This is a genomic window from Streptococcus mitis, assembly GCF_002096895.1.
GTDB classification, from domain to species: Bacteria; Bacillota; Bacilli; order Lactobacillales; family Streptococcaceae; genus Streptococcus; species Streptococcus mitis_AH.
Genome location: NZ_NCVI01000020.1, coordinates 223,366 through 243,817, shown reverse-complemented (window position 1 = coordinate 243,817; position 20,452 = coordinate 223,366). Strand labels below are relative to the sequence as shown.

12 protein-coding genes are annotated in these 20,452 nt (G+C 42.3%); 2 read left to right on the top strand and 10 right to left on the bottom strand.

From position 1 onward, the window contains the following. Positions 1 to 269: 269 nt before the first annotated feature. Together rpoC and rpoB are read right to left on the bottom strand one after the other, a co-directional pair. Positions 270 to 3,947 (bottom strand): DNA-directed RNA polymerase subunit beta', encoded by a 3,678-nt coding sequence (rpoC, locus tag B7697_RS05860; protein ID WP_192851480.1) that lies wholly within the window; start codon positions 3,945 to 3,947, stop codon positions 270 to 272. Between the two features lie 32 nt (positions 3,948 to 3,979). Then, the gene (rpoB, locus tag B7697_RS05855; protein WP_033682367.1) at positions 3,980 to 7,591 is read right to left on the bottom strand and encodes a DNA-directed RNA polymerase subunit beta; all 3,612 of its coding nucleotides are present in this window, start codon (positions 7,589 to 7,591) and stop codon (positions 3,980 to 3,982) included. A 482-nt stretch (positions 7,592 to 8,073) separates the two neighbouring features. Here rpoB and B7697_RS05850 point away from each other — a divergent pair, with 482 nt between their 5' ends. Together B7697_RS05850 and B7697_RS05845 are read left to right on the top strand one after the other, a co-directional pair. Continuing rightward, positions 8,074 to 9,558 carry an AcpB/EbpR/MafR family transcriptional regulator gene (locus tag B7697_RS05850; RefSeq protein ID WP_084951503.1) on the top strand — a complete coding sequence of 495 codons (1,485 nt, stop codon included), beginning with the start codon at positions 8,074 to 8,076 and terminating at the stop codon, positions 9,556 to 9,558. A 106-nt stretch (positions 9,559 to 9,664) separates the two neighbouring features. Continuing rightward, positions 9,665 to 13,561: a pullulanase gene (locus tag B7697_RS05845; protein WP_084950770.1), complete on the top strand. Its 3,897-nt coding sequence runs from the start codon at positions 9,665 to 9,667 to the stop codon at positions 13,559 to 13,561. Positions 13,562 to 13,636: 75 nt separating this feature from the next. Here the strand turns inward: B7697_RS05845 and B7697_RS05840 are convergent, their stop codons facing one another. The 8 genes from B7697_RS05840 to B7697_RS05800 form a co-directional block, all read right to left on the bottom strand. Further along, entirely contained in the window at positions 13,637 to 14,401 is a 765-nt protein-coding gene (locus B7697_RS05840; protein ID WP_033686287.1) for an amino acid ABC transporter ATP-binding protein, read from the bottom strand. Between the two features lie 9 nt (positions 14,402 to 14,410). Then, complete coding sequence (locus B7697_RS05835; protein ID WP_084950768.1) at positions 14,411 to 15,133, bottom strand: amino acid ABC transporter permease; 723 nt, start codon at positions 15,131 to 15,133, stop codon at positions 14,411 to 14,413. Between the two features lie 3 nt (positions 15,134 to 15,136). Next, positions 15,137 to 15,829: an amino acid ABC transporter permease gene (locus tag B7697_RS05830; protein WP_084950766.1), complete on the bottom strand. Its 693-nt coding sequence runs from the start codon at positions 15,827 to 15,829 to the stop codon at positions 15,137 to 15,139. A gap of 177 nt (positions 15,830 to 16,006) precedes the next feature. Continuing rightward, a complete protein-coding gene (locus B7697_RS05820; RefSeq protein WP_084950764.1) occupies positions 16,007 to 16,885 on the bottom strand; it encodes a transporter substrate-binding domain-containing protein in 879 nt (292 codons plus the stop codon). Between the two features lie 14 nt (positions 16,886 to 16,899). Beyond that, the gene (locus B7697_RS05815) at positions 16,900 to 17,898 is read right to left on the bottom strand and encodes a uroporphyrinogen decarboxylase family protein (RefSeq protein ID WP_084950762.1); all 999 of its coding nucleotides are present in this window, start codon (positions 17,896 to 17,898) and stop codon (positions 16,900 to 16,902) included. 2 nt (positions 17,899 to 17,900) lie between these two features. Beyond that, positions 17,901 to 18,104, bottom strand: coding sequence for a hypothetical protein (locus B7697_RS05810; RefSeq protein WP_004256687.1), 204 nt, complete (start codon positions 18,102 to 18,104; stop codon positions 17,901 to 17,903). A gap of 9 nt (positions 18,105 to 18,113) precedes the next feature. Then, complete coding sequence (locus B7697_RS05805; RefSeq protein ID WP_023946744.1) at positions 18,114 to 19,121, bottom strand: uroporphyrinogen decarboxylase family protein; 1,008 nt, start codon at positions 19,119 to 19,121, stop codon at positions 18,114 to 18,116. Positions 19,122 to 19,340: 219 nt separating this feature from the next. Next, complete coding sequence (locus tag B7697_RS05800; protein WP_084950760.1) at positions 19,341 to 20,390, bottom strand: LLM class flavin-dependent oxidoreductase; 1,050 nt, start codon at positions 20,388 to 20,390, stop codon at positions 19,341 to 19,343. Positions 20,391 to 20,452 lie beyond the last annotated feature (62 nt).

Genomic DNA, 20,452 nt, shown 5'->3' with positions numbered 1-20,452 from the left:
ATATGTTACTGACTTCGTCAGTCTTATCTACAACCTCAAAGCAGTGCTTTGAGCTGACTTCGTCAGTTCTATCCACAACCTCAAAACAGTGTTTTGAGCTGACTTCGTCAGTTCTATCTACAACCTCAAAGCAGTGCTTTGAGCAACCTGCGGCTAGTTTCCTAGTTTGCTCTTTGATTTTCATTGAGTATTATTTTACCATATTTCATGGAAAAATGAAGAAAGTTTTCAGAAAAGAGAAAGAGAACCCGAAGGCCCTCTCATCTCTTTTATTCTACTGTTTCTTCTACAGTTTCAACGGCAGTATCCACAACTACTTCTGTTGTTTCTTCATTTCCTTCTTCCTCTACTGGAGGATTAAGGTATTCTTCTTCGTTAATAGCATGTGGTTCAAGGTTACGGTAACGGGTCATACCAGTACCTGCTGGGATGATCTTACCGATGATAACATTTTCTTTAAGGCCAAGGAGATGGTCTTTCTTACCGCGGATAGCTGCGTCAGTAAGGACACGAGTTGTTTCCTGGAAGGAAGCCGCTGACAAGAAACTGTTGGTTTCAAGTGAGGCTTTGGTAATTCCCATAAGGACTGGACGACCTGTCGCTGGAACTCCTCCTGCGATAAGGACATCTTTGTTGGCATCTGTAAAGTCATTGATATCCATGAGGGTACCCATGAGAAGATCTGTATCTCCTGGATCCATGACACGGACTTTACGGATCATTTGGCGAACCATTACCTCGATGTGTTTGTCGCCGATTTCTACCCCTTGGCTACGGTAAACTTTTTGTACTTCACCGAGAAGGTAAGTTTCAACTGACAAGACATCGCGAACTGCAAGGAGACGTTTTGGTTGGATAGAACCTTCTGTAAGAGCAGCACCACGCGCTACTTGGTCCCCAACTTCGACACGCATACGAGCTGTAAATGGAACGACATATTCACCTTCGCCAGTTTCACCCTTAACAAAGACTTTCTTAGTACGAGTTGAAGCATCTTCTTCAATAGCAGTAACTTGTCCTTTAACCTCTGTGATAACCGCTTCCCCTTTAGGATTGCGGGCTTCAAAGATTTCTTGGACACGAGGAAGCCCCTGAGTGATATCGGTATTTGAGGCAACCCCACCCGTGTGGAAGGTACGCATTGTAAGCTGTGTACCAGGTTCCCCGATAGATTGGGCAGCGATTGTACCAACTGCTTCACCAACTTCAACCGCATCACCAGTCGCCAAGTTGATACCGTAACAGTGACGGCAGACACCATGACGAGTGTTACATGTAAATACAGAGCGGATAGTCACTTCTTCCACACCAGCATTGACAATTTCACGCGCCTTGTCTTCTGTAATCAACTCATTTGGACCGATAATCACTGCACCAGTTTCTGGATGTTTAACAGTTTTCTTAGTGTAACGACCGTTGAGACGTTCTTCTAGAGACTCAATCATCTCTTTTCCTTCTGCGATAGAACGGATCAAGAGACCACGGTCAGTTCCACAGTCGTCCTCACGGATGATAACGTCTTGGGCAACGTCAACCAAACGACGAGTCAAGTAACCTGAGTCAGCTGTCTTAAGTGCCGTATCGGTCATACCTTTACGGGCACCGTGAGTTGAGAAGAACATTTCGAGTACTGACAAACCTTCACGGAAGTTTGAAAGGATTGGCAATTCCATGATACGTCCGTTCGGAGCCGCCATCAGACCACGCATACCGGCAAGCTGTGAGAAGTTTGAGATATTACCACGGGCTCCAGAGTCCATCATCATAACGATTGGATTCTTAGGATCTTGGTTGGCAATCAAACGTTTCTCAAGTTTTTCACGGGCAGCACGCCATTCAGCTGTAACAGCATTGTAACGCTCGTCGTCTGTGATCATACCACGACGGAATTGTTTGGTAATTTGTTCTACACGTTTGTGTGATTCTTCAATGATTTCAGCCTTGTCATCAACGACTGGGATATCGGCAATACCCACTGTCAATCCTGCAAGAGTTGAGTGGTGGTAACCGAGGTTCTTCATGCGGTCAAGTAGGGCAGAAGTTTCTGTCGTACGGAAACGTTTGAAGATTTCAGCGATGATATTTCCAAGATTTTTCTTCTTGAATGGAGGGTTAAGTTCAAGATTGCTGATAGCTTCCTTGATATCTCCACCAAGTGGCAAGAAGTATTTAGCTGGAACGCCTTCTGTCAAGTTGGCATTGTTTGGTTCTTGCAAGTATGGTAGACCCTCTGGCATGATGTCGTTGAAGAGGATTTTACCAACTGTTGTAAGCAAGACCTTATGTTTTTGCTCTTCTGTCCAAGGCTTGTTGAGGCTGTCTGTTGCGATACCAACACGTGAGTGGAGGTGAACATAACCGTTGCGGTAAGCCATGACCGCTTCGTCACGGTCTTTGAAGACCATTCCTTCACCTTCACGACCAGCTTCTTCCATAGTCAAGTAGTAGTTCCCCAAAACCATGTCCTGAGATGGAGTAACAACTGGTTTCCCATCTTTCGGGTTCAAGATGTGCTCAGCAGCTAGCATCAAGATACGAGCTTCTGCTTGGGCTTCTTCTGAAAGCGGTACGTGGATGGCCATTTGGTCTCCGTCAAAGTCAGCATTGTAGGCCTCACAGACAAGCGGATGCAAGCGAAGGGCCTTACCATCAATCAAGACTGGCTCGAAGGCTTGGATACCCAAACGGTGAAGGGTCGGTGCGCGGTTCAAAAGCACTGGGTGTTCTTTAATCACTTCTTCAAGGATATCCCAGATACGTTCGTCTCCGCGTTCCACCAAGCGTTTAGCTGCTTTGACGTTTTGCACGATATCACGCGCAACGATTTCACGCATCACGAATGGTTTAAAGAGCTCGATCGCCATTTCACGTGGCACACCACATTGGTACATCTTAAGAGTTGGACCAACGGCGATAACAGAACGTCCTGAGAAGTCAACACGTTTACCGAGCAAGTTTTGACGGAAGCGTCCTTGTTTACCTTTAAGCATGTGGCTCAATGATTTAAGAGGACGGCTACCTGGTCCTGTGATTGGACGACCACGACGACCATTGTCAATCAAAGCGTCAACTGCTTCTTGAAGCATACGCTTCTCATTTTGAACGATGATACCAGGCGCATTCAACTCAAGCAAGCGAGCCAAACGGTTGTTACGGTTGATAACACGGCGGTAAAGGTCATTCAAGTCAGATGAGGCAAAACGGCCACCATCCAACTGCAACATTGGACGAAGATCTGGTGGAATAACTGGAAGGATGTTGAGAATCATCCATTCAGGTTTGTTTCCAGACTTGTAAAAGGCATCCAAAACATCCAAACGACGGATGGCTTTGACACGTTTTTGTCCAGTAGCTGTTTTCAACTCTTCTTTGAGTTCAGCAATTTCTTTTTCAAGATCTACTTGTTTCAAAAGGTCTTGGATAGCTTCGGCACCCATCTTGGCAACGAACGATCCATAACCATATTCACGCAAGCGCTCACGGTATTCGCGCTCTGTCATGATAGACTTGTGCTCAAGTGGTGTATCCTTAGGATCAATCACCACATAAGCCGCAAAGTAGATAACTTCCTCGAGGGCACGAGGGCTCATATCAAGGGTCAAGCCCATACGGCTTGGAATCCCCTTGAAGTACCAAATATGAGATACAGGAGCTTTCAACTCGATGTGCCCCATACGCTCACGACGAACTTTTGTACGCGTTACTTCAACCCCACAGCGGTCACAAACAATCCCTCTGTAACGAATGCGTTTGTACTTACCACAAGCACATTCCCAGTCTTTTGTAGGTCCAAAGATAACTTCATCAAAGAGACCTTCACGTTCTGGTTTCAAGGTACGGTAATTGATTGTTTCAGGTTTTTTGACTTCTCCATAAGACCATGAACGGACTTTACTTGGAGAAGCTAGGGTGATTTGCATACTTTTAAAACGATTTACATCAACCACTATTTCTTCCCTTTCTATTCTAAGTGAACTGCTTATTCTTGTTCAGCAGCTTCTTCTGTTGCTTCCGCTTTTGTTGCTTTCTCAGCTTCTTCAGCTTCAAAGGCTGCTTTAGCCTCTTGTGCTGCTTTTTCGCGGGCTTTTTCAAGGTCATCTACGTGGATGACATCTTCGTCCATTCCTTCATCCAAGTCGCGAAGTTCCACTTCTTGGTCATCTTCGTCTAGGACACGCATATCAAGACCAAGAGATTGCAATTCTTTGACAAGAACTCGGAAGGATTCTGGAACACCTGGTTTTGGAATTGGTTTTCCTTTTGTAATAGCTTCATAAGCTTTCAAACGTCCGTTGATATCGTCAGACTTGTAAGTCAAGATTTCTTGAAGGACATTTGACGCACCGTAAGCTTCAAGAGCCCAAACCTCCATCTCACCGAAACGTTGTCCACCAAACTGAGCTTTACCTCCGAGTGGTTGTTGGGTAACAGTTGAGTAAGGTCCGACTGAACGCGCGTGCAATTTATCGTCAACCATGTGGTGGAGTTTGATCATGTACATGACACCAACTGACACACGGTTATCAAACGGTTCACCAGTACGTCCATCGTAAAGGATTGTCTTGGCATCGCTATCCATACCAGCTTCTTTAACAGTTGACCAAAGGTCTTCAGAACTTGCTCCGTCAAAGACTGGTGTTGCGATGTGAATACCAAGAGTACGAGCAGCCATACCAAGGTGGAGCTCCATAACCTGACCGATATTCATACGTGATGGCACCCCAAGTGGGTTCAACATGATATCGACTGGAGTTCCATCTGGAAGGTAAGGCATGTCTTCTACAGGAACGATACGAGAGACAACCCCTTTATTTCCGTGACGTCCGGCCATCTTATCTCCGACCTTGATCTTACGTTTTTGAGCGATGTAGACGCGAACCAGCATGTTGACACCTGATTGCAACTCATCTCCATTTGCGCGTGTAAAGATCTTAACATCACGAACGACACCATCGGCACCGTGTGGTACACGAAGAGAAGTATCACGCACTTCACGAGATTTATCTCCGAAGATAGCGTGCAAGAGACGTTCTTCAGCTGAAAGGTCTTTCTCACCCTTAGGTGTTACTTTACCTACAAGGATATCACCTTCTTTAACCTCAGCACCGATACGGATAATACCCATTTCGTCAAGGTCTTTAAGAGCGTCTTCCCCAACATTTGGAATTTCACGAGTAATTTCTTCAGGCCCAAGCTTTGTATCGCGTGTTTCTGATTCGTATTCTTCAAGGTGGACAGATGTGTAGACATCGTCTTTAACCAAGCGTTCGCTCATGATAACAGCATCCTCGAAGTTGTATCCTTCCCAAGTCATGTAGGCAACGATTGGGTTTTGTCCAAGCGCCATTTCTCCATTTTCCATAGAAGGTCCGTCAGCGATGAAATCGCCTTTTTCAACGACATCGCCAACTTTTACAAGAGTGCGTTGGTTGTAAGCAGTACCTGAGTTTGAACGACGGAATTTTTGGATGTGGTAAACGTCCAATGAACCATCTTCACGACGAACTTCTACCTTGTCAGCATCTGCGTAAGTAACTTTACCGTCATACTGAGCAATCACAGCAGCTCCTGAATCGTGGGCTGCTTGGTATTCCATACCAGTACCAACGTAAGGTGCTTTAGGATTAATCAATGGCACAGCCTGACGTTGCATGTTGGCTCCCATAAGAGCACGGTTGGAGTCATCGTTTTCCAAGAAAGGAATACATGCTGTTGCAACGGCAACTACCTGTTTTGGTGATACGTCCATGTAATCAACAACATTAGCTGGATACTCTTGGTTGACCCCTTGATGACGTCCCATGACAACTTTCTCAGCAAATGTTCCATCTTCATTCAGACGAGAATTAGCCTGTGCTACAGTAAATTCATCTTCTTCATCGGCTGTCAACCAAACGATTTCGTTCGTAACAACGCCTGTTTCACGGTCAACCTTACGGTATGGTGTTTGAACAAAGCCATATTTGTTCAAGTGTCCGTAAGATGACAAGTTATTGATCAAACCGATGTTAGGTCCTTCAGGTGTCTCGATTGGACACATACGACCGTAGTGAGTGTAGTGTACGTCACGTACTTCATATCCAGCACGGTCACGTGTCAAACCACCAGGCCCTAAGGCTGACAAACGGCGTTTGTGAGACAACTCAGAAAGCGGGTTGTGTTGGTCCATGAACTGTGACAACTGTGATGAACCAAAGAATTCTTTAACTGCAGCTGTTACAGGACGGATGTTGATGATTTGTTGTGGTGTCAAGACTTCATTGTCCTGAACAGACATACGTTCACGGACATTACGTTCCATACGAGAAAGTCCAAGACGTACTTGGTTGGCAAGCAATTCACCAACCGCACGGATACGACGGTTCCCAAGGTGGTCGATATCATCAACACGGCCAAGTCCTTCAGCCAAGTTGAGGAAGTAGCTCATCTCAGCAAGGATATCTGCAGGAGTGACGATACGAACCTTATCATCTGGATTGGCATTACCGATGATCGTTACGACGCGGTCTGGATCAGTTGGTGCAACAACCTTGAATTTTTGAAGAACAACTGGCTCAGTCACAACGGCTGCATCATTTGGAATGTAAACAATCTTGTTCAAATCACCATCCAAATGGCTTTCAATACTTTCAATCACGCTACGAGTCATGATTGTACCAGCTTCTACCAAGATTTCTCCAGTTTCAGGATCTACCAATGGCTCCGCAATGGTTTGGTTGAGCAAACGTGTTTTAACATTGAGTTTTTTATTGATCTTGTAACGACCAACTGCTGCTAGGTCATAACGACGTGGATCAAAGAAACGAGCTACAAGCAAGCTACGTGAGCTTTCAGCAGTCTTAGGTTCACCTGGACGAAGGCGTTCGTAAATTTCTTTCAAGGCTTCGTCGGTACGAGAGTCCATTGGGTTCTTATGGATATCTTTTTCAACAGTGTTGCGAACCAATTCGCTGTCACCAAAGATATCAAAGATTTCATCATCACCTGAGAAACCAAGCGCACGAACCAAGGTCGTAAATGGAATCTTACGAGTACGGTCGATACGAGTGTAGGCGATATCTTTTGAGTCACTCTCAAGTTCCAACCAAGCTCCACGGTTAGGGATAACCGTTGAACCGTAGCCCACTTTACCGTTTTTATCAACTTTGTCGTTAAAGTAAACACCTGGTGAGCGGACCAACTGAGATACGATGATACGTTCACCACCATTGATGATGAAAGTACCCATTTCTGTCATGATTGGGAAATCACCAAAGAAAACTTCTTGAGTTTTGATTTCGCCTGTTTCTTTATTGATCAAGCGGAAGGTTACAAAAATTGGTGCTGAGTAGCTAGCATCGTGGATACGAGCTTCTTCTAGCGTGTATTTTGGTTCCTTGATTTCATATCCAACAAATTCCAACTCCATAGTGTCTGTGAAGTTTGAAATTGGCAATACATCTTCAAACACTTCCTTAAGACCATGGTCTAGGAAATCTTTGAATGAATCAGTTTGAATTTCAATCAAATTTGGTAAGTCAAGAACTTCTTTGATTCTTGAAAAACTACGACGGGTACGATGTTTCCCGTATTGAACGTCATGTCCTGCCAAGATGATTCTCCTTTGTAAATAAGTTCCAAGCCTTGTCGATCAGGCTTTTCTAATCGTCATATGGTTTTAAAAACCCCTATCACCGTGTCCTCTTGGTTAATTTTCAGAATCTTTAAGTCTTTGTTACAAGTGCTTGAAATCCTGAAAAAAAGCACAAAAAGAGCAGCTAAATCTGACTTTTTCAGAAGATTTAACTGCTGTGAGCCTTGTCTGGACAATATTTCAGACAAAACCTACGACAAATGATTATTTACATTATACCCTATTTAGCTAGATTTTTCAAGGGGATTAACGATTTTTTGACAAAATCTTTTCCTATAAAAAATTAAATTCAACTTTCACTTTGCAAATTTCATTTTCAGCTCAGTAGTTCACAAAAATATAGTAAATTACGATTTTCCTATTTTATATTAGGGTATTTTTCTTGACTTTGCCAGGCTTTTCTTTTAATATATATGTATAAATATATAGGTTGGTTTATGATGAATATCTTACTGTCTAAAACTGAACAAGACTTGCTATTCTTACTAGAAGAATTAACCAAACACCATGATTGGATAGAAATTCCAGACTTGGCTAAGAAGCTGAATTTTTCAATAGAAGAATTACAAGAACACCTTTTTAAGCTTGAACAATTATTTCCAAACCTCCTGCTTCAATCAAGCAAAAAAGGCATTCAATTGAAGTTTGACTTCCAAAACACCTTGGATCCCAGGATTGCGATTTTTAAACAATCTGAAACCTACTCCTTTTTGAACCAGTTGTTTTTCAATGAGGGACAATCACTCGAGCAAATGTGTCAAGAACGTGTAATGAGTTGCGAACGAGTTCAGGAAATCATCCAACATCTAAATACTAAACTTCCCCAACACTATGGCATCAAAATCCAACTTTCCCCTTTAGTCATGAAGGGAACAGAAGAGGACATTCGTGCCTTTTATCTAGATTACTTTAGCCAAAGTTACGACTTTCTTGATTGGCCCTTCCCTTCTATTTCTGAAGAATCACTCACTCACTTGATTCAGCTATTTTTGGACGCCCAACAAGTTTCACCCAACCTCAGTAGCTTACGGCAAATCAAATATACCCTAGCTATCAATCTAGAGCGGTTTAATAAGAGATACTTGATTAAAAATCCTACTCCCCTTTTAACTGGTCACTACAGTTCTCTCATGCAAATTCCGCAGTTTGAACAAGATATCAAAAAGCTGGCTAGAAAACTCCATTTTGAACCGACAAAGGAAACACTGGAACAGCTATTTTCAAACCCAACCAAATCTCTTCAAATTGCAAACAATCCTAATAATGGAGCACTGGGTGATATTCATCATATCCAAAAATCCTACCGTTTATTGAGTCAAATCTTAGAAGAGTTAGCTAAAGAATTTCACCTACAGATTGAAAATCGAGAGGAATTGATTTGGCTCCTCCACTATACTGCCCAATCTGATTTCTTCCATTTGCTCAGCAACCAGTCTCTCGACAGACAGAAATCCCAGATTTTAAGCAATTATCAAGCAGAATTTCCAAAACTATTTGAAGTCAGTCAACTCAAATTCCAATCTTATTTGACTGAGATGGGGCTAAACAATAAGTCAAGTAAGCTACAAGAGATGATTTACACCTTCACCATCCAAGGGCATCGGATTTTAGTCCAACTGCTTCAAAAACTTCCCAAAATACGCGTTTTGGTTATTAGTCATCTGGATAGCCATCATGCACAAATCCTAATCGATACCCTAACTCACTACGGCAACAATCTCTATCTATTTGATTCTTGGGAAGAATCTACGATTTCTTTCTCAGTTCTCAATCAAATCCCTCACGATATTGTTATCACTACCTTTCCTGTCACCAACTCTCCTAAACCACTTATCTACAGTCGTAATTTCTCTACAGCAGAACTATTTTACCACCTCCACCTAATGACTTCTCAAATTCAAAAAGAAAGACTGGCTGAATCGTAACAAAATTTGTTGCGATTTTTCTTTTAGTTTAATTTTAGGAAAACGCTTGCATCTTATTTTACTAAGTGCTATACTGATATAGAAATTTATTGATTGGAGATTGATTATGAAAAGAACACCATCTCACACTGAGAAAAAAATGGTTTACAGCATCCGTTCCCTCAAGAATGGAACTGGTTCTGTCCTTATTGGAGCAAGCCTTGTTCTACTTGCCATGGCTACACCAACTATCTCAGCCAACGAAAATACTACAAGCAATAAGGCAACTAGTAATGAAACCACTACTGCCCTTGCACAACCTCTTACTGATACAGCAGTTAACTCTGGTAAAAACGAAAGTGATATTTCTTCGCCTAAAAATGCAAACGCTTCCCTAGAGAAAAAAGAAGAAAAACCTGCAACAGAGCCAACTACTCCTGTTTCAAGCCCAGCCGATTCAGCACCACAAACCGGACAAGATCGTTCAAGTGAGCCAACTACTGCTATTAGTCCAGCAGCGACTGAAACTAAAGCAGAAGAACCTATCGCAGATAACCACTTCCGCATCCATGTAAAGAAATTCCCTGAAGAAAACAAGGATTCTCAAGGTCTTTGGACTTGGGATGATGTTGAAAAGCCGTCTGAAAACTGGCCCAATGGAGCCCGATCCTTCAAGGATGCCAAGCAAGATGACTACGGCTATTACCTAGATGTCAAACTCAAAAATGAGCAAGCCAAGAAAGTCAGCTTCCTTATCAACAATACCAAAGGGGATAACCTGACGGGGGACCGTTCGGTAGAGCGTCTCTCTCCAAAAATGAATGAGGCCTGGCTAGATGAAAACTACAAGGTATACAACTACCGCCCTCAACCAGCAGGAACTATTCGTGTCAACTACTATCGCACCGATGGCAACTATGACAAAAAATCTCTTTGGTATTGGGGCGATGTCAAAAACCCAAGTAGTGGAGAATGGCCTAATGGAACAGACTTTACGGCTACAGGCAAATATGGTCGCTATATCGATATTCCACTCAAAGATGCAGCAAAAGATCTTGGATTTTTATTACTAGACAGAAACAAACAAGGAGACGATGTGAAAATCCGTAAAGAAGATTATAAGTTCACAGATTTGAAAAATCATAGCCAAATTTTCCTAAAAGATGATGACGAAACCATCTACACCAACCCCTACTATGTGCACGATATCCGCATGACAGGAGCTCAACATGTAGGAACTTCTAGCATTGAAAGTAGTTTTTCAACACTTGTCGGTGCTAAAAAAGAAGATATCCTCAAACACTCCAGCATCACTAATCATCTAGGAAACAAAGTAACTATCACTGACGTTACAATCGATGAGACTGGTAAGAAAGTGACCTACAGCGGAGATTTCTCTGACACAAAACATCCTTATACCGTTAGCTACAACTCTGACAAATTCACTACCAAAACAAGCTGGCGCCTGAAAGATGAAACTTACAGTTATGATGGCAAACTTGGAGCTGACCTCAAAGAAGAAGGAAAACAGGTTGATTTAACCCTTTGGTCACCAAGTGCTGACAAAGTTTCTGTTGTTGTCTACGACAAGAATGACCCTGAAAAAGTAGTTGGAACTGTCGCTCTTGAAAAAGGTGAAAGAGGAACCTGGAAACAAACTTTGGATGCAAACTCAGGCCTTGGAATCAGCAACTACACTGGCTACTATTATCAATACCAAATCGAGCGCCAAGGTAAAACTGTTCTTGCACTCGATCCTTACGCTAAATCCCTCGCTGCTTGGAATAGTGACGATGCCAAGATTGACGATACCCATAAAGTGGCTAAAGCTGCCTTTGTAGATCCAGCTAAACTAGGACCTCAAGACTTGACTTATGGTAAGATTCGCAACTTCAAATCGCGCGAAGATGCTGTCATCTATGAAGCTCATGTGCGTGACTTCACTTCAGATCCTGCCATCGCAAAAGACTTGACCAAACCATTTGGTACCTTTGAAGCCTTTATCGAAAAACTAGACTACCTCAAAGACTTGGGTGTGACCCACATCCAGCTCCTTCCAGTCTTGTCTTACTACTTTGTCAATGAATTGAAAAACCATGAACGCTTGTCTGACTATGCTTCAAGCAACAGCAACTATAACTGGGGATATGACCCTCAAAACTACTTCTCATTGACTGGTATGTACTCAAGCGATCCTAAAAATCCAGAAAAACGAATCGCAGAATTTAAAAACCTCATCAACGAAATCCACAAACGTGGCATGGGAGCTATCCTGGACGTAGTTTACAACCATACAGCCAAGGTCGATCTCTTTGAAGATTTAGAACCAAACTACTACCACTTTATGGATGCTGATGGGACACCTCGCACTAGCTTTGGTGGTGGACGCTTGGGAACAACCCACCATATGACCAAACGACTCCTAGTTGACTCTATCAAATATCTAGTTGATACCTACAAAGTAGATGGATTCCGCTTCGATATGATGGGAGACCATGATGCCGCTTCTATCGAAGAAGCTTACAAGGCTGCACGCGCCCTCAATCCAAACCTCATCATGCTTGGTGAAGGTTGGAGAACCTATGCTGGTGATGAAAACATGCCTACTAAAGCTGCTGACCAAGATTGGATGAAACATACCGATACTGTCGCTGTCTTTTCAGATGACATCCGTAACAACCTCAAGTCTGGTTATCCAAACGAAGGCCAACCTGCCTTTATCACAGGTGGCAAGCGTGATATCAACACCATCTTCAAAAATCTCATTGCTCAACCAACCAACTTTGAAGCTGACAGCCCTGGAGATGTCATCCAATACATCGCAGCCCATGATAACTTGACCCTCTTTGACATCATTGCCCAGTCTATTAAAAAAGACCCAAGCAAGGCTGAAAACTATGCTGAAATCCATCGTCGTTTGCGACTTGGAAACCTCATGGTCTTGACAGCTCAAGGAACTCCATTTATCCACTCTGGTCAGGAATACGGACGCACCAAACAATTCCGTGACCCAGCCTACAAGACTCCAGTAGCGGAGGATAAGGTTCCAAACAAATCTCACTTGTTGCGTGATAAGGATGGCAATCCATTTGACTATCCTTACTTCATCCATGACTCTTACGATTCGAGTGATGCAGTTAACAAGTTTGACTGGACTAAGGCTACAGATGGTAAAGCTTATCCTGAAAACGTCAAGAGTCGTGACTATATGAAAGGTTTGATTGCCCTTCGTCAATCTACAGATGCCTTCCGACTTAAGAGTCTTCAAGATATCAAAGACCGTGTCCACCTCATCACTGTTCCAGGCCAAAATGGTGTGGAAAAAGAGGATGTAGTGATTGGCTACCAAATCACTGCTCCAAACGGAGATATCTACGCAGTCTTTGTCAATGCGGACGAAAAAGCTCGCGAATTCAATTTGGGAACCGCCTTTGCCCACCTCAGAAATGCGGAAGTTTTGGCAGATGAAAACCAAGCAGGACCAGTAGGAATTGCCAACCCTAAAGGACTTGAGTGGACTGAAAAAGGCTTGAAATTAAATGCCCTTACAGCTACTGTTCTTCGAGTCTCTCAAGGTGGTGCCATCGTTGCCCCAGCTGTGGAAGAAAAACCAGAATTTGACCTTTCTAGCTTAAAACAAGAACAAGGGCAATATAATATCCAAGACAATATTCCAAACCGAGTAGTCAAACCGGAACAGCAAACTCCAGCTCCACAAACTAAACCTGATTCTGCAAAACCAGATGCAAAAGTAGCCGATGCGGAAAATAAACCTAGCCAAGCTACAACTGATTCACAAACTTCACAACCAACACAAGAAGCACAAGCATCATCTGTAAAAGAGGCGGTTCAAAACGAATCGGTAGAAAACTCTAGCAAGGAAAATAAACCTGCCCCCCTAGCTAAACAAGCTGAACTTCCAAATACAGGAACCAAAAACGATCACAAACTCCTGTTTGCAGGAATTAGTCTCCTCACCCTTCTAGGTCTCGGTTTCTTACTAAAAAACAAAAAAGAGAACTAAACTAGCCCTCCTATAGAACAATCCCCCAAGCCTTAACGCTCGGGGGATTGATTTTTGCCCTGATAAGCCTATCTATCAAATCATATATTCTACACTATAGGTCGCATCCGAAAGAATTCGTGCCAAAAATTGCTTGGTTCGTTCTTCCTGTGGGCGACTAAAGAAATCATGGGCATTATTTTCTTCAACAATTTTCCCGCCATCCATAAAAATGACATGATTGGCTACATCTCTAGCAAAACCCATCTCATGTGTCACTACTACCATAGTAACTCCTTCTTTAGCTAACTGTTTTAAAACATCTAAAACATCCCCTACCAACTCTGGATCCAAGGCTGACGTTGGCTCATCTAATAAAATGACCTCTGGTTTCACAGCGATGGCACGCGCAATGCCGATTCGTTGTTGCTGGCCTCCAGAAAGCTGAGAGGGATAGTAATCTTTATAAGCTAGTAAACCAACTTTTTCTAAGGCAGCTTCCGCACGTTTGGTTGCTTCTTCCTTAGGAATTTTCCGAGCAATAATCAAGCCCTCCAAAATATTTTCCAAGGCCGTTTTATTAGCAAATAAATTATAATGTTGAAAAACAAAGGCAGTCTTCTGGCGAATTTCTAAAATATCTTTTTTGGTCAATTTGCCAAGATCGTATTCTTTATCAGCAAGCTTCAAAGAGCCACTATCGGCTTTTTCTAAATGATTGAGACATCTGAGAAAAGTCGTTTTACCTGATCCAGATGGCCCCAATATTACAACCACATCCCCTTGGTTGACCTTGAGATTAACATCTTCTAGGACTTGTCTGTCTCCAAATTTTTTTGCAACATGTTCTACTTGTAACATTGTCTCCTCCTATGCTAAACCTGTACGGGGCACCACTTGTCCCTGTTCTCTTCGAATATAGCGTTTCTCTAAGATTGAAAAGCCCCATTGAATCAATCCGCAAATAAGAATGTACTGTAAAAAGATCACAAAATAGGATTCAAAATACTGATAACCATAAGAGGCTTCAACACGGGCAATAGCTGTAATATCCTTAATGGTCATCACAAAGACCAAAGAGGTTCCTTTTACAATATTTATAACTAGATTAGCCAGATTGGGCAGGGCTGATCGCAAGGCCTGTGGAAAAACAATCCTCACATAAGCTTGGCTAGTGGTTAAGCCAATCGCTTGTGCAGCTTCTAATTGTCCCTTATCCACAGTCGAAATAGCCGAACGTAAGATTTCTGATAAACTACCTGTCGTCATCAAACTATAGATAATAAAAGCATAATAGATCGGATTGAGTTTAAAGATATCAACATCACTTCCTATGCTTTTGAGAAATTGATTGAGCAAACTCGGAAACAAACTATAAAAGAAAAGAATCAGCAAAATCGGAGGTGTTGCTCTTATAAAAGCTAGATACACGAGAGAGAAAGTTCGAACACCTTTGACTTTATATATTTGTCCCAGAGCTAAAAACAAGGCTGGTAGAAAACTTAAGACCATGGCTACAATCATGATAATCAAGGTGGTCGGTACCCCTTTTAAGGTCTCTAAAAAGGTTTTTGCAATATAGTCTAAATCCATATCCTATCTCCCTTTCGTTTCCAAAGATTTTTCTAACAAGCGACTCAAGAAGGAAACAGCCAAGGCTACACCCCAATAAAGAATGGCAACCGCTGTATAGGTTTCAAGAGAGTAATTCCCCAAATTACGACTGATTAAGAGATTCCCAGCCCCCATGACATCTACAAAACCAATCGTATATGCTAGGGCAGCATCCCGCATCAAATTTAGAATAGCGGTCGTCATATTTGGAAGAGCCACTTGAAAAGCCTGAGGAAAAATGATTCTCCAAAATGTCTGACTAGGTGTCAGACCAATACTGACTCCAGCCTCCATCTGACCTTTGGGGATTGCCTGATAGGACGCCTTAAATACTTCTGCAATGATAGCCGCAAATAGTAATACCATGGTAAATAAGACGAAGACCGTCTTAGACCAGTTGTTGATATCTAAATTCAGCCACCATTTTAAAAATTCAGGTAAACCATAAAAAACTAAAAACAGTAAGACAATGGGGGGAGTACAGCGAAGAGTGAAAATATAGCCCTTGGAAAGACCTGCAAAAGTCTTATCTTCTCCCACTTGAGCCCAAGCCAATAAGCCACCTAAAAGGGAACCAAGGATTGTAGTAAAAAAGAGAATGGACAAGGTCATCGGAAGAGCCTGCCATAAGGTTGGTAAAAATTGGAACACTCTTGAAAAATCATATGAAACCATATAAACCTCTTTCTAATACTCAATGAAAATCAAAAAGCAAACTAGCCGCAGGTTGCTCAAAACAGTGTTTTGAGGTTGTGGATAGAACTGACGAAGTCACTAGCCATACCTACGGCAAGGCGACGTTGACGCGGTTTGAAGAGATTTTCGAAGAGTATAACATGCCTGATTGTTCATCTAATCTTTATCAACGTAGCTAAAGACATCTTCTTTAAAGTATTTTTGAGAAAGTTTAGCTAAAGTACCGTCTTCTTTTAATTCTTTAATAGCCTTTTCATACTCTTTCGCAAACTTCTCACCCTTTTCATCACGGTGAATCAAGGGATAGGTTGGGATTCCTTTATAAGGGAACCAACTAAGTTTGTCCGCATATTGGTGGTAAGAACCATCCTCTGCTATCACTGCTTTTTCAAAAGACAGCTTGATGTCAAAGAAAGCATCATAACGTCCTTCTAAAACCCAAGCATAAGCATCTGCCACTTTGAAAGATTCAGCAGCCGTCAACTCAATCGGTGTATCCTTGTGCTTCTCATTATAGCTATTGATAACATTCCACTGGGCATTTTGTGGAGAGATGGGTACTAATTTTCCTTTGTTTTTGGCGAAATCATCAATATTCTTATATTTCGCTTCATCTTCTTTTCTAACAGTAAAACCAATAATACTGGCTCCTACTGGCTCAGATGGAATAATGAATTTCTTAGCCCGTTCATCTGTATACCAAGCACCTTTTGTCCCAATATCGTACTTGCCGGACTCAAGTCCAATCAAGAGATCATCATCACTAGTTCCAGTATACTCAAATTTATAATCTGCTAATTTCTCATCAACCGCCTTTAAAACTGCGACTTCATAACCATCCGATTCCCCTTTTTCGTCAATAAAATCATAAGGAACATAGTTTTGGGTATGGGCAACCTTTAAAGTTGTTACTTGTCCAGACGAAGCAGCATCTGCACCTTTAGCAGATGCTCCCGCCAAAGTTCTACCAATAATAGTTGCTCCAAGCACCGCTACAACTGCAACTCCACCAATAATCCATGTTTTCTTACTCATATTCTTCTCCTTTATTATTTAGTTACTGCTTCTCTCACCCACTGGATACGCTCCACTGCAATATCGCTCGGAATGGTACAATCTGCTCCCAGTATGAGGCCCTCTTTGCCTGTTTCTTCTATCAATCGTTTGGTTTCAGCTTGGATTTCTTCCTTACTGCCTCGATAGAGAAGACCCTCTTTTCCGTTTTCAAATCCTCCCAAAACAGTGCGCCCCTTGAAAATCTCACGGCCTTCTTTTAAACTAATCCCTTCTGGACCAACCGCCCAGTTAAAAACATGAGCTGAATAGTCGGCAAAGATATGAATATCGTTTCGAGCTCCTTCATAGCCACAGATGTGAAGGATATTAACCCCACCAACCGACTTAGCCGCTTTTAAAACAGTCAGTTCACTCGGTGCAATAATCTCCTGATAGGCTTCAGCAGAAACACGCGCATCCTGAATACTTTGCACACTGAGATAAATACCGTCTGCTCCTGCATCTTTAATAATAGCTTGACTCAAGCTAGCGATATCTTGCGCAATCACATCAAGGACTTTTTTCAATTTCTGAGAATCTTGAACTAAGAAATCTGCAATGAGATCATCTCCACCAGACACTTCTCCAAGTAACCATTTGAGGTAGGTCACAGGCGCAAAAATATTGTAAATAGCAACAATGTCCTCCGTAAACTCCTGCTTAATCTTCTTCACTAATTCTACCTGCTCTCTAATCCACGGATGATCTTCACCCAGAGGTTGAATCTCCGCCAGCTCTTGGAGTGACTTCCCTTTGGCAATAACTGGATTTGGATAAGCAAAATAGCCATCACTCATCAACTTGATAAAGTCTGGATTTAGTTCACGGATAAATTGTTTGTGACCTTGTATGTTCTTTTCAATAATCACAGGATTGGAAAATCCCTTTAACCATTCCTCTTCTGATGTAAAGTGGTGCCAAAAACCTACAGGTACACGGTCAACCACTTCTCCTCTAAATGCTTTTAAAACCCATTCTCTTTTTTCTGACATCTCTATTCTCCATTTCTTTCTTTTTCGACTAATAAAACACTGGCAATATCATTGGTTTGAATAAAAGGAAGACTTCCCTTCTGAAAATCCTGAATCCCATGACATCTTGACCCTTCCTTACAATTAAATCCCTTGGTAATACTAATCGCAAGTAGGATGACAAAGCCAAGGACCATCCCTGCCAATAGCCACTTTTTTCTTTTCATAAGGCCCTCCTATTCTAAAATAGCAGCCTGACGAATCCAGTCCAATCGTTCTAATTCAAAGTCATCTGGAACCGTGCAATCCGCTCCAAGAAGGACTCCTCTAGTCCCAGCTTCAGCCAACAAGCGTTTGGTTTCCTCTTGTAGTTTAGCCTTGCTACCTCCATAAAGCAGGCTCTGCTTTCCATTTTCAAAACCACCCAAGACCGCTTTGCCATGAAATAGCTCCTGACCTTGAGGTAAGCTGACTGCTTCATGGTGGGTTGCCCAATTGAAAACTTGGGCTGGATAATCTTTGAAAATAGTCACATTGTTACTGGCACCTTGGAAACCGCAGATATGCAGGATATTGACCCCACCTGCCTGATTAGCAGCTTCTAAAACCTTTATGTTGCTTGGCTCAATATAGGTCTGATACAATTCTGCTGTGATGCGCTCATCCTGAATTTCTTGTGTACTGAGGTAAATCCCATCTGCTCCACAATCCTGAATGATTGCCTTGGTTAGGATTGCGATATCCTCAGCTATTACATCTAAAATCTCCCTGAATAGCTCTGGATTTTCGAGTAATAGATTAGCAACCTCCTTATCACCTCTAGAAGTCTCTGTACGAAACCAACGTTTCAGGTAGGAAATCGGAGAAAAGATATTGTAGAATGAAGCAATGTCCTCAGTGAAGGTTGCTCGAATAGCTTCTACCACTTCTACTTGTTGCTGAATCCAAGGATGGTTTTCACCAATCGACTCAATAGAAGCCAGCTCCTGAATACTTGAAACCAAAGGACTGTAGACATTACTTGGATAAATGAAAAATCCGTCACTCATCATTTTGACAAAATCAGGATGAATTCTTTCAACGTACTTCCGATGTCCCTCTACACTTTTTTGAAAGATACGTGGGTTATTTAAACCTTGCCCTTTTTCCTCCAGTGTTACAAAATGAAACCAAAAGCCTACAGGAACTCGTTCCACCTCTTCTCCTCGGATGGCTTTAAAAACTAGCTCTCTTTTACTTGTCATACTTTTCTCCTTCCATTTGGATTGAAACCATCTTACCACTCCTTTTGACCTTTTCCCAATATATATTGACTATCGACTTGATTGATATTGTTTATATCAATAACGAAAAAATCTCTGGAAAGCTTGATTTTACTAGCTTTTCAGAGATTCTTTTTTGTTTATTGCTTTTTTAAAATAGTTGTTATATAGATTTTTTATCAGCCTGATTAGGATTTTTTATTAAGCCTCTTTCATGGCAAAGTATTCCCGTACTTTGGGTGCCACTTGCATTCCGAATAGTTCAATAGCTCTCAGAATCTGGTCATGGGGCATGGAACCAAGCGGTAGATGGAGCATGAAGCGGTCCAAACCTAAGTCTTCAATCATACGAATCAATTTTTCGGCCACCTGATCTGGATTGCCCACAAACATAGCACCATTTGGCCCAACTTGCTCCAAATATTGCTCATAACGCAATTCCTGCCAGTGCGGACGGTCTTTGGAAATAGCATCCACCACTTGCTTGGTTGGATGGAAATAATCTTTCACCGCCTGCTCGCCATCTTCAGCAATCCAACCCCAAGAATGGGCCCCGACCTTTAGCTCCTGACTGGCATGACCCGCTTCGCTCCCAATCTCACGATAAGCCTGAATCAACTTTTTAAAATAACGCGGATTACCACCAATAATGGCATAGACAATCGGTAGGCCTGCCTGAGCAATCTTCACAGTTGATTCGACATGACCACCTGTCGCTATCCACAAGGGCAATTTGTCCTGAACTGGACGAGGATAAACTTCTTTGCCAGAGATTGTTTGGGTCAATCGACCTTGCCAATCTAGTTTTATCTTTTCATTGACTAATTGAAGCAAGTCTAATTTCTCATCAAAAAGAGCTTCGTAGTCTTTCAAATCATAGCCAAACAAGGGAAAAGATTCCGTGAAAGAACCCCTTCCGGCCATAATCTCCGCACGTCCATTTGACAAAGCATCGATAGTGGCATATTGTTGGAACAATCGAATCGGATCCATACTTGAGAGAATGCTGACTGCACTGGTCAAACGAATCTTCTTGGTATTGACTGCCCCAGCTGCCAGAACAATCTCTGGCGCAGATATCGCAAAATCCGCTCGATGGTGCTCACCAATCCCATACACATCCAAACCAACCTTGTCAGCCAGTTCAATCTCTGCCAGCAACTGGCGAATGCGTTCAGCATGACTGTAAGTTTGCCCAGTCCCTTCAAGCTCCGTTGTTTCTCCAAATGTTGAAATTCCCAATTCTACCACAGTGATTCTCCTTGTCTATTCCGGTCCTTCATTTTGAAAAATTATTCTAACACGAATCTTGA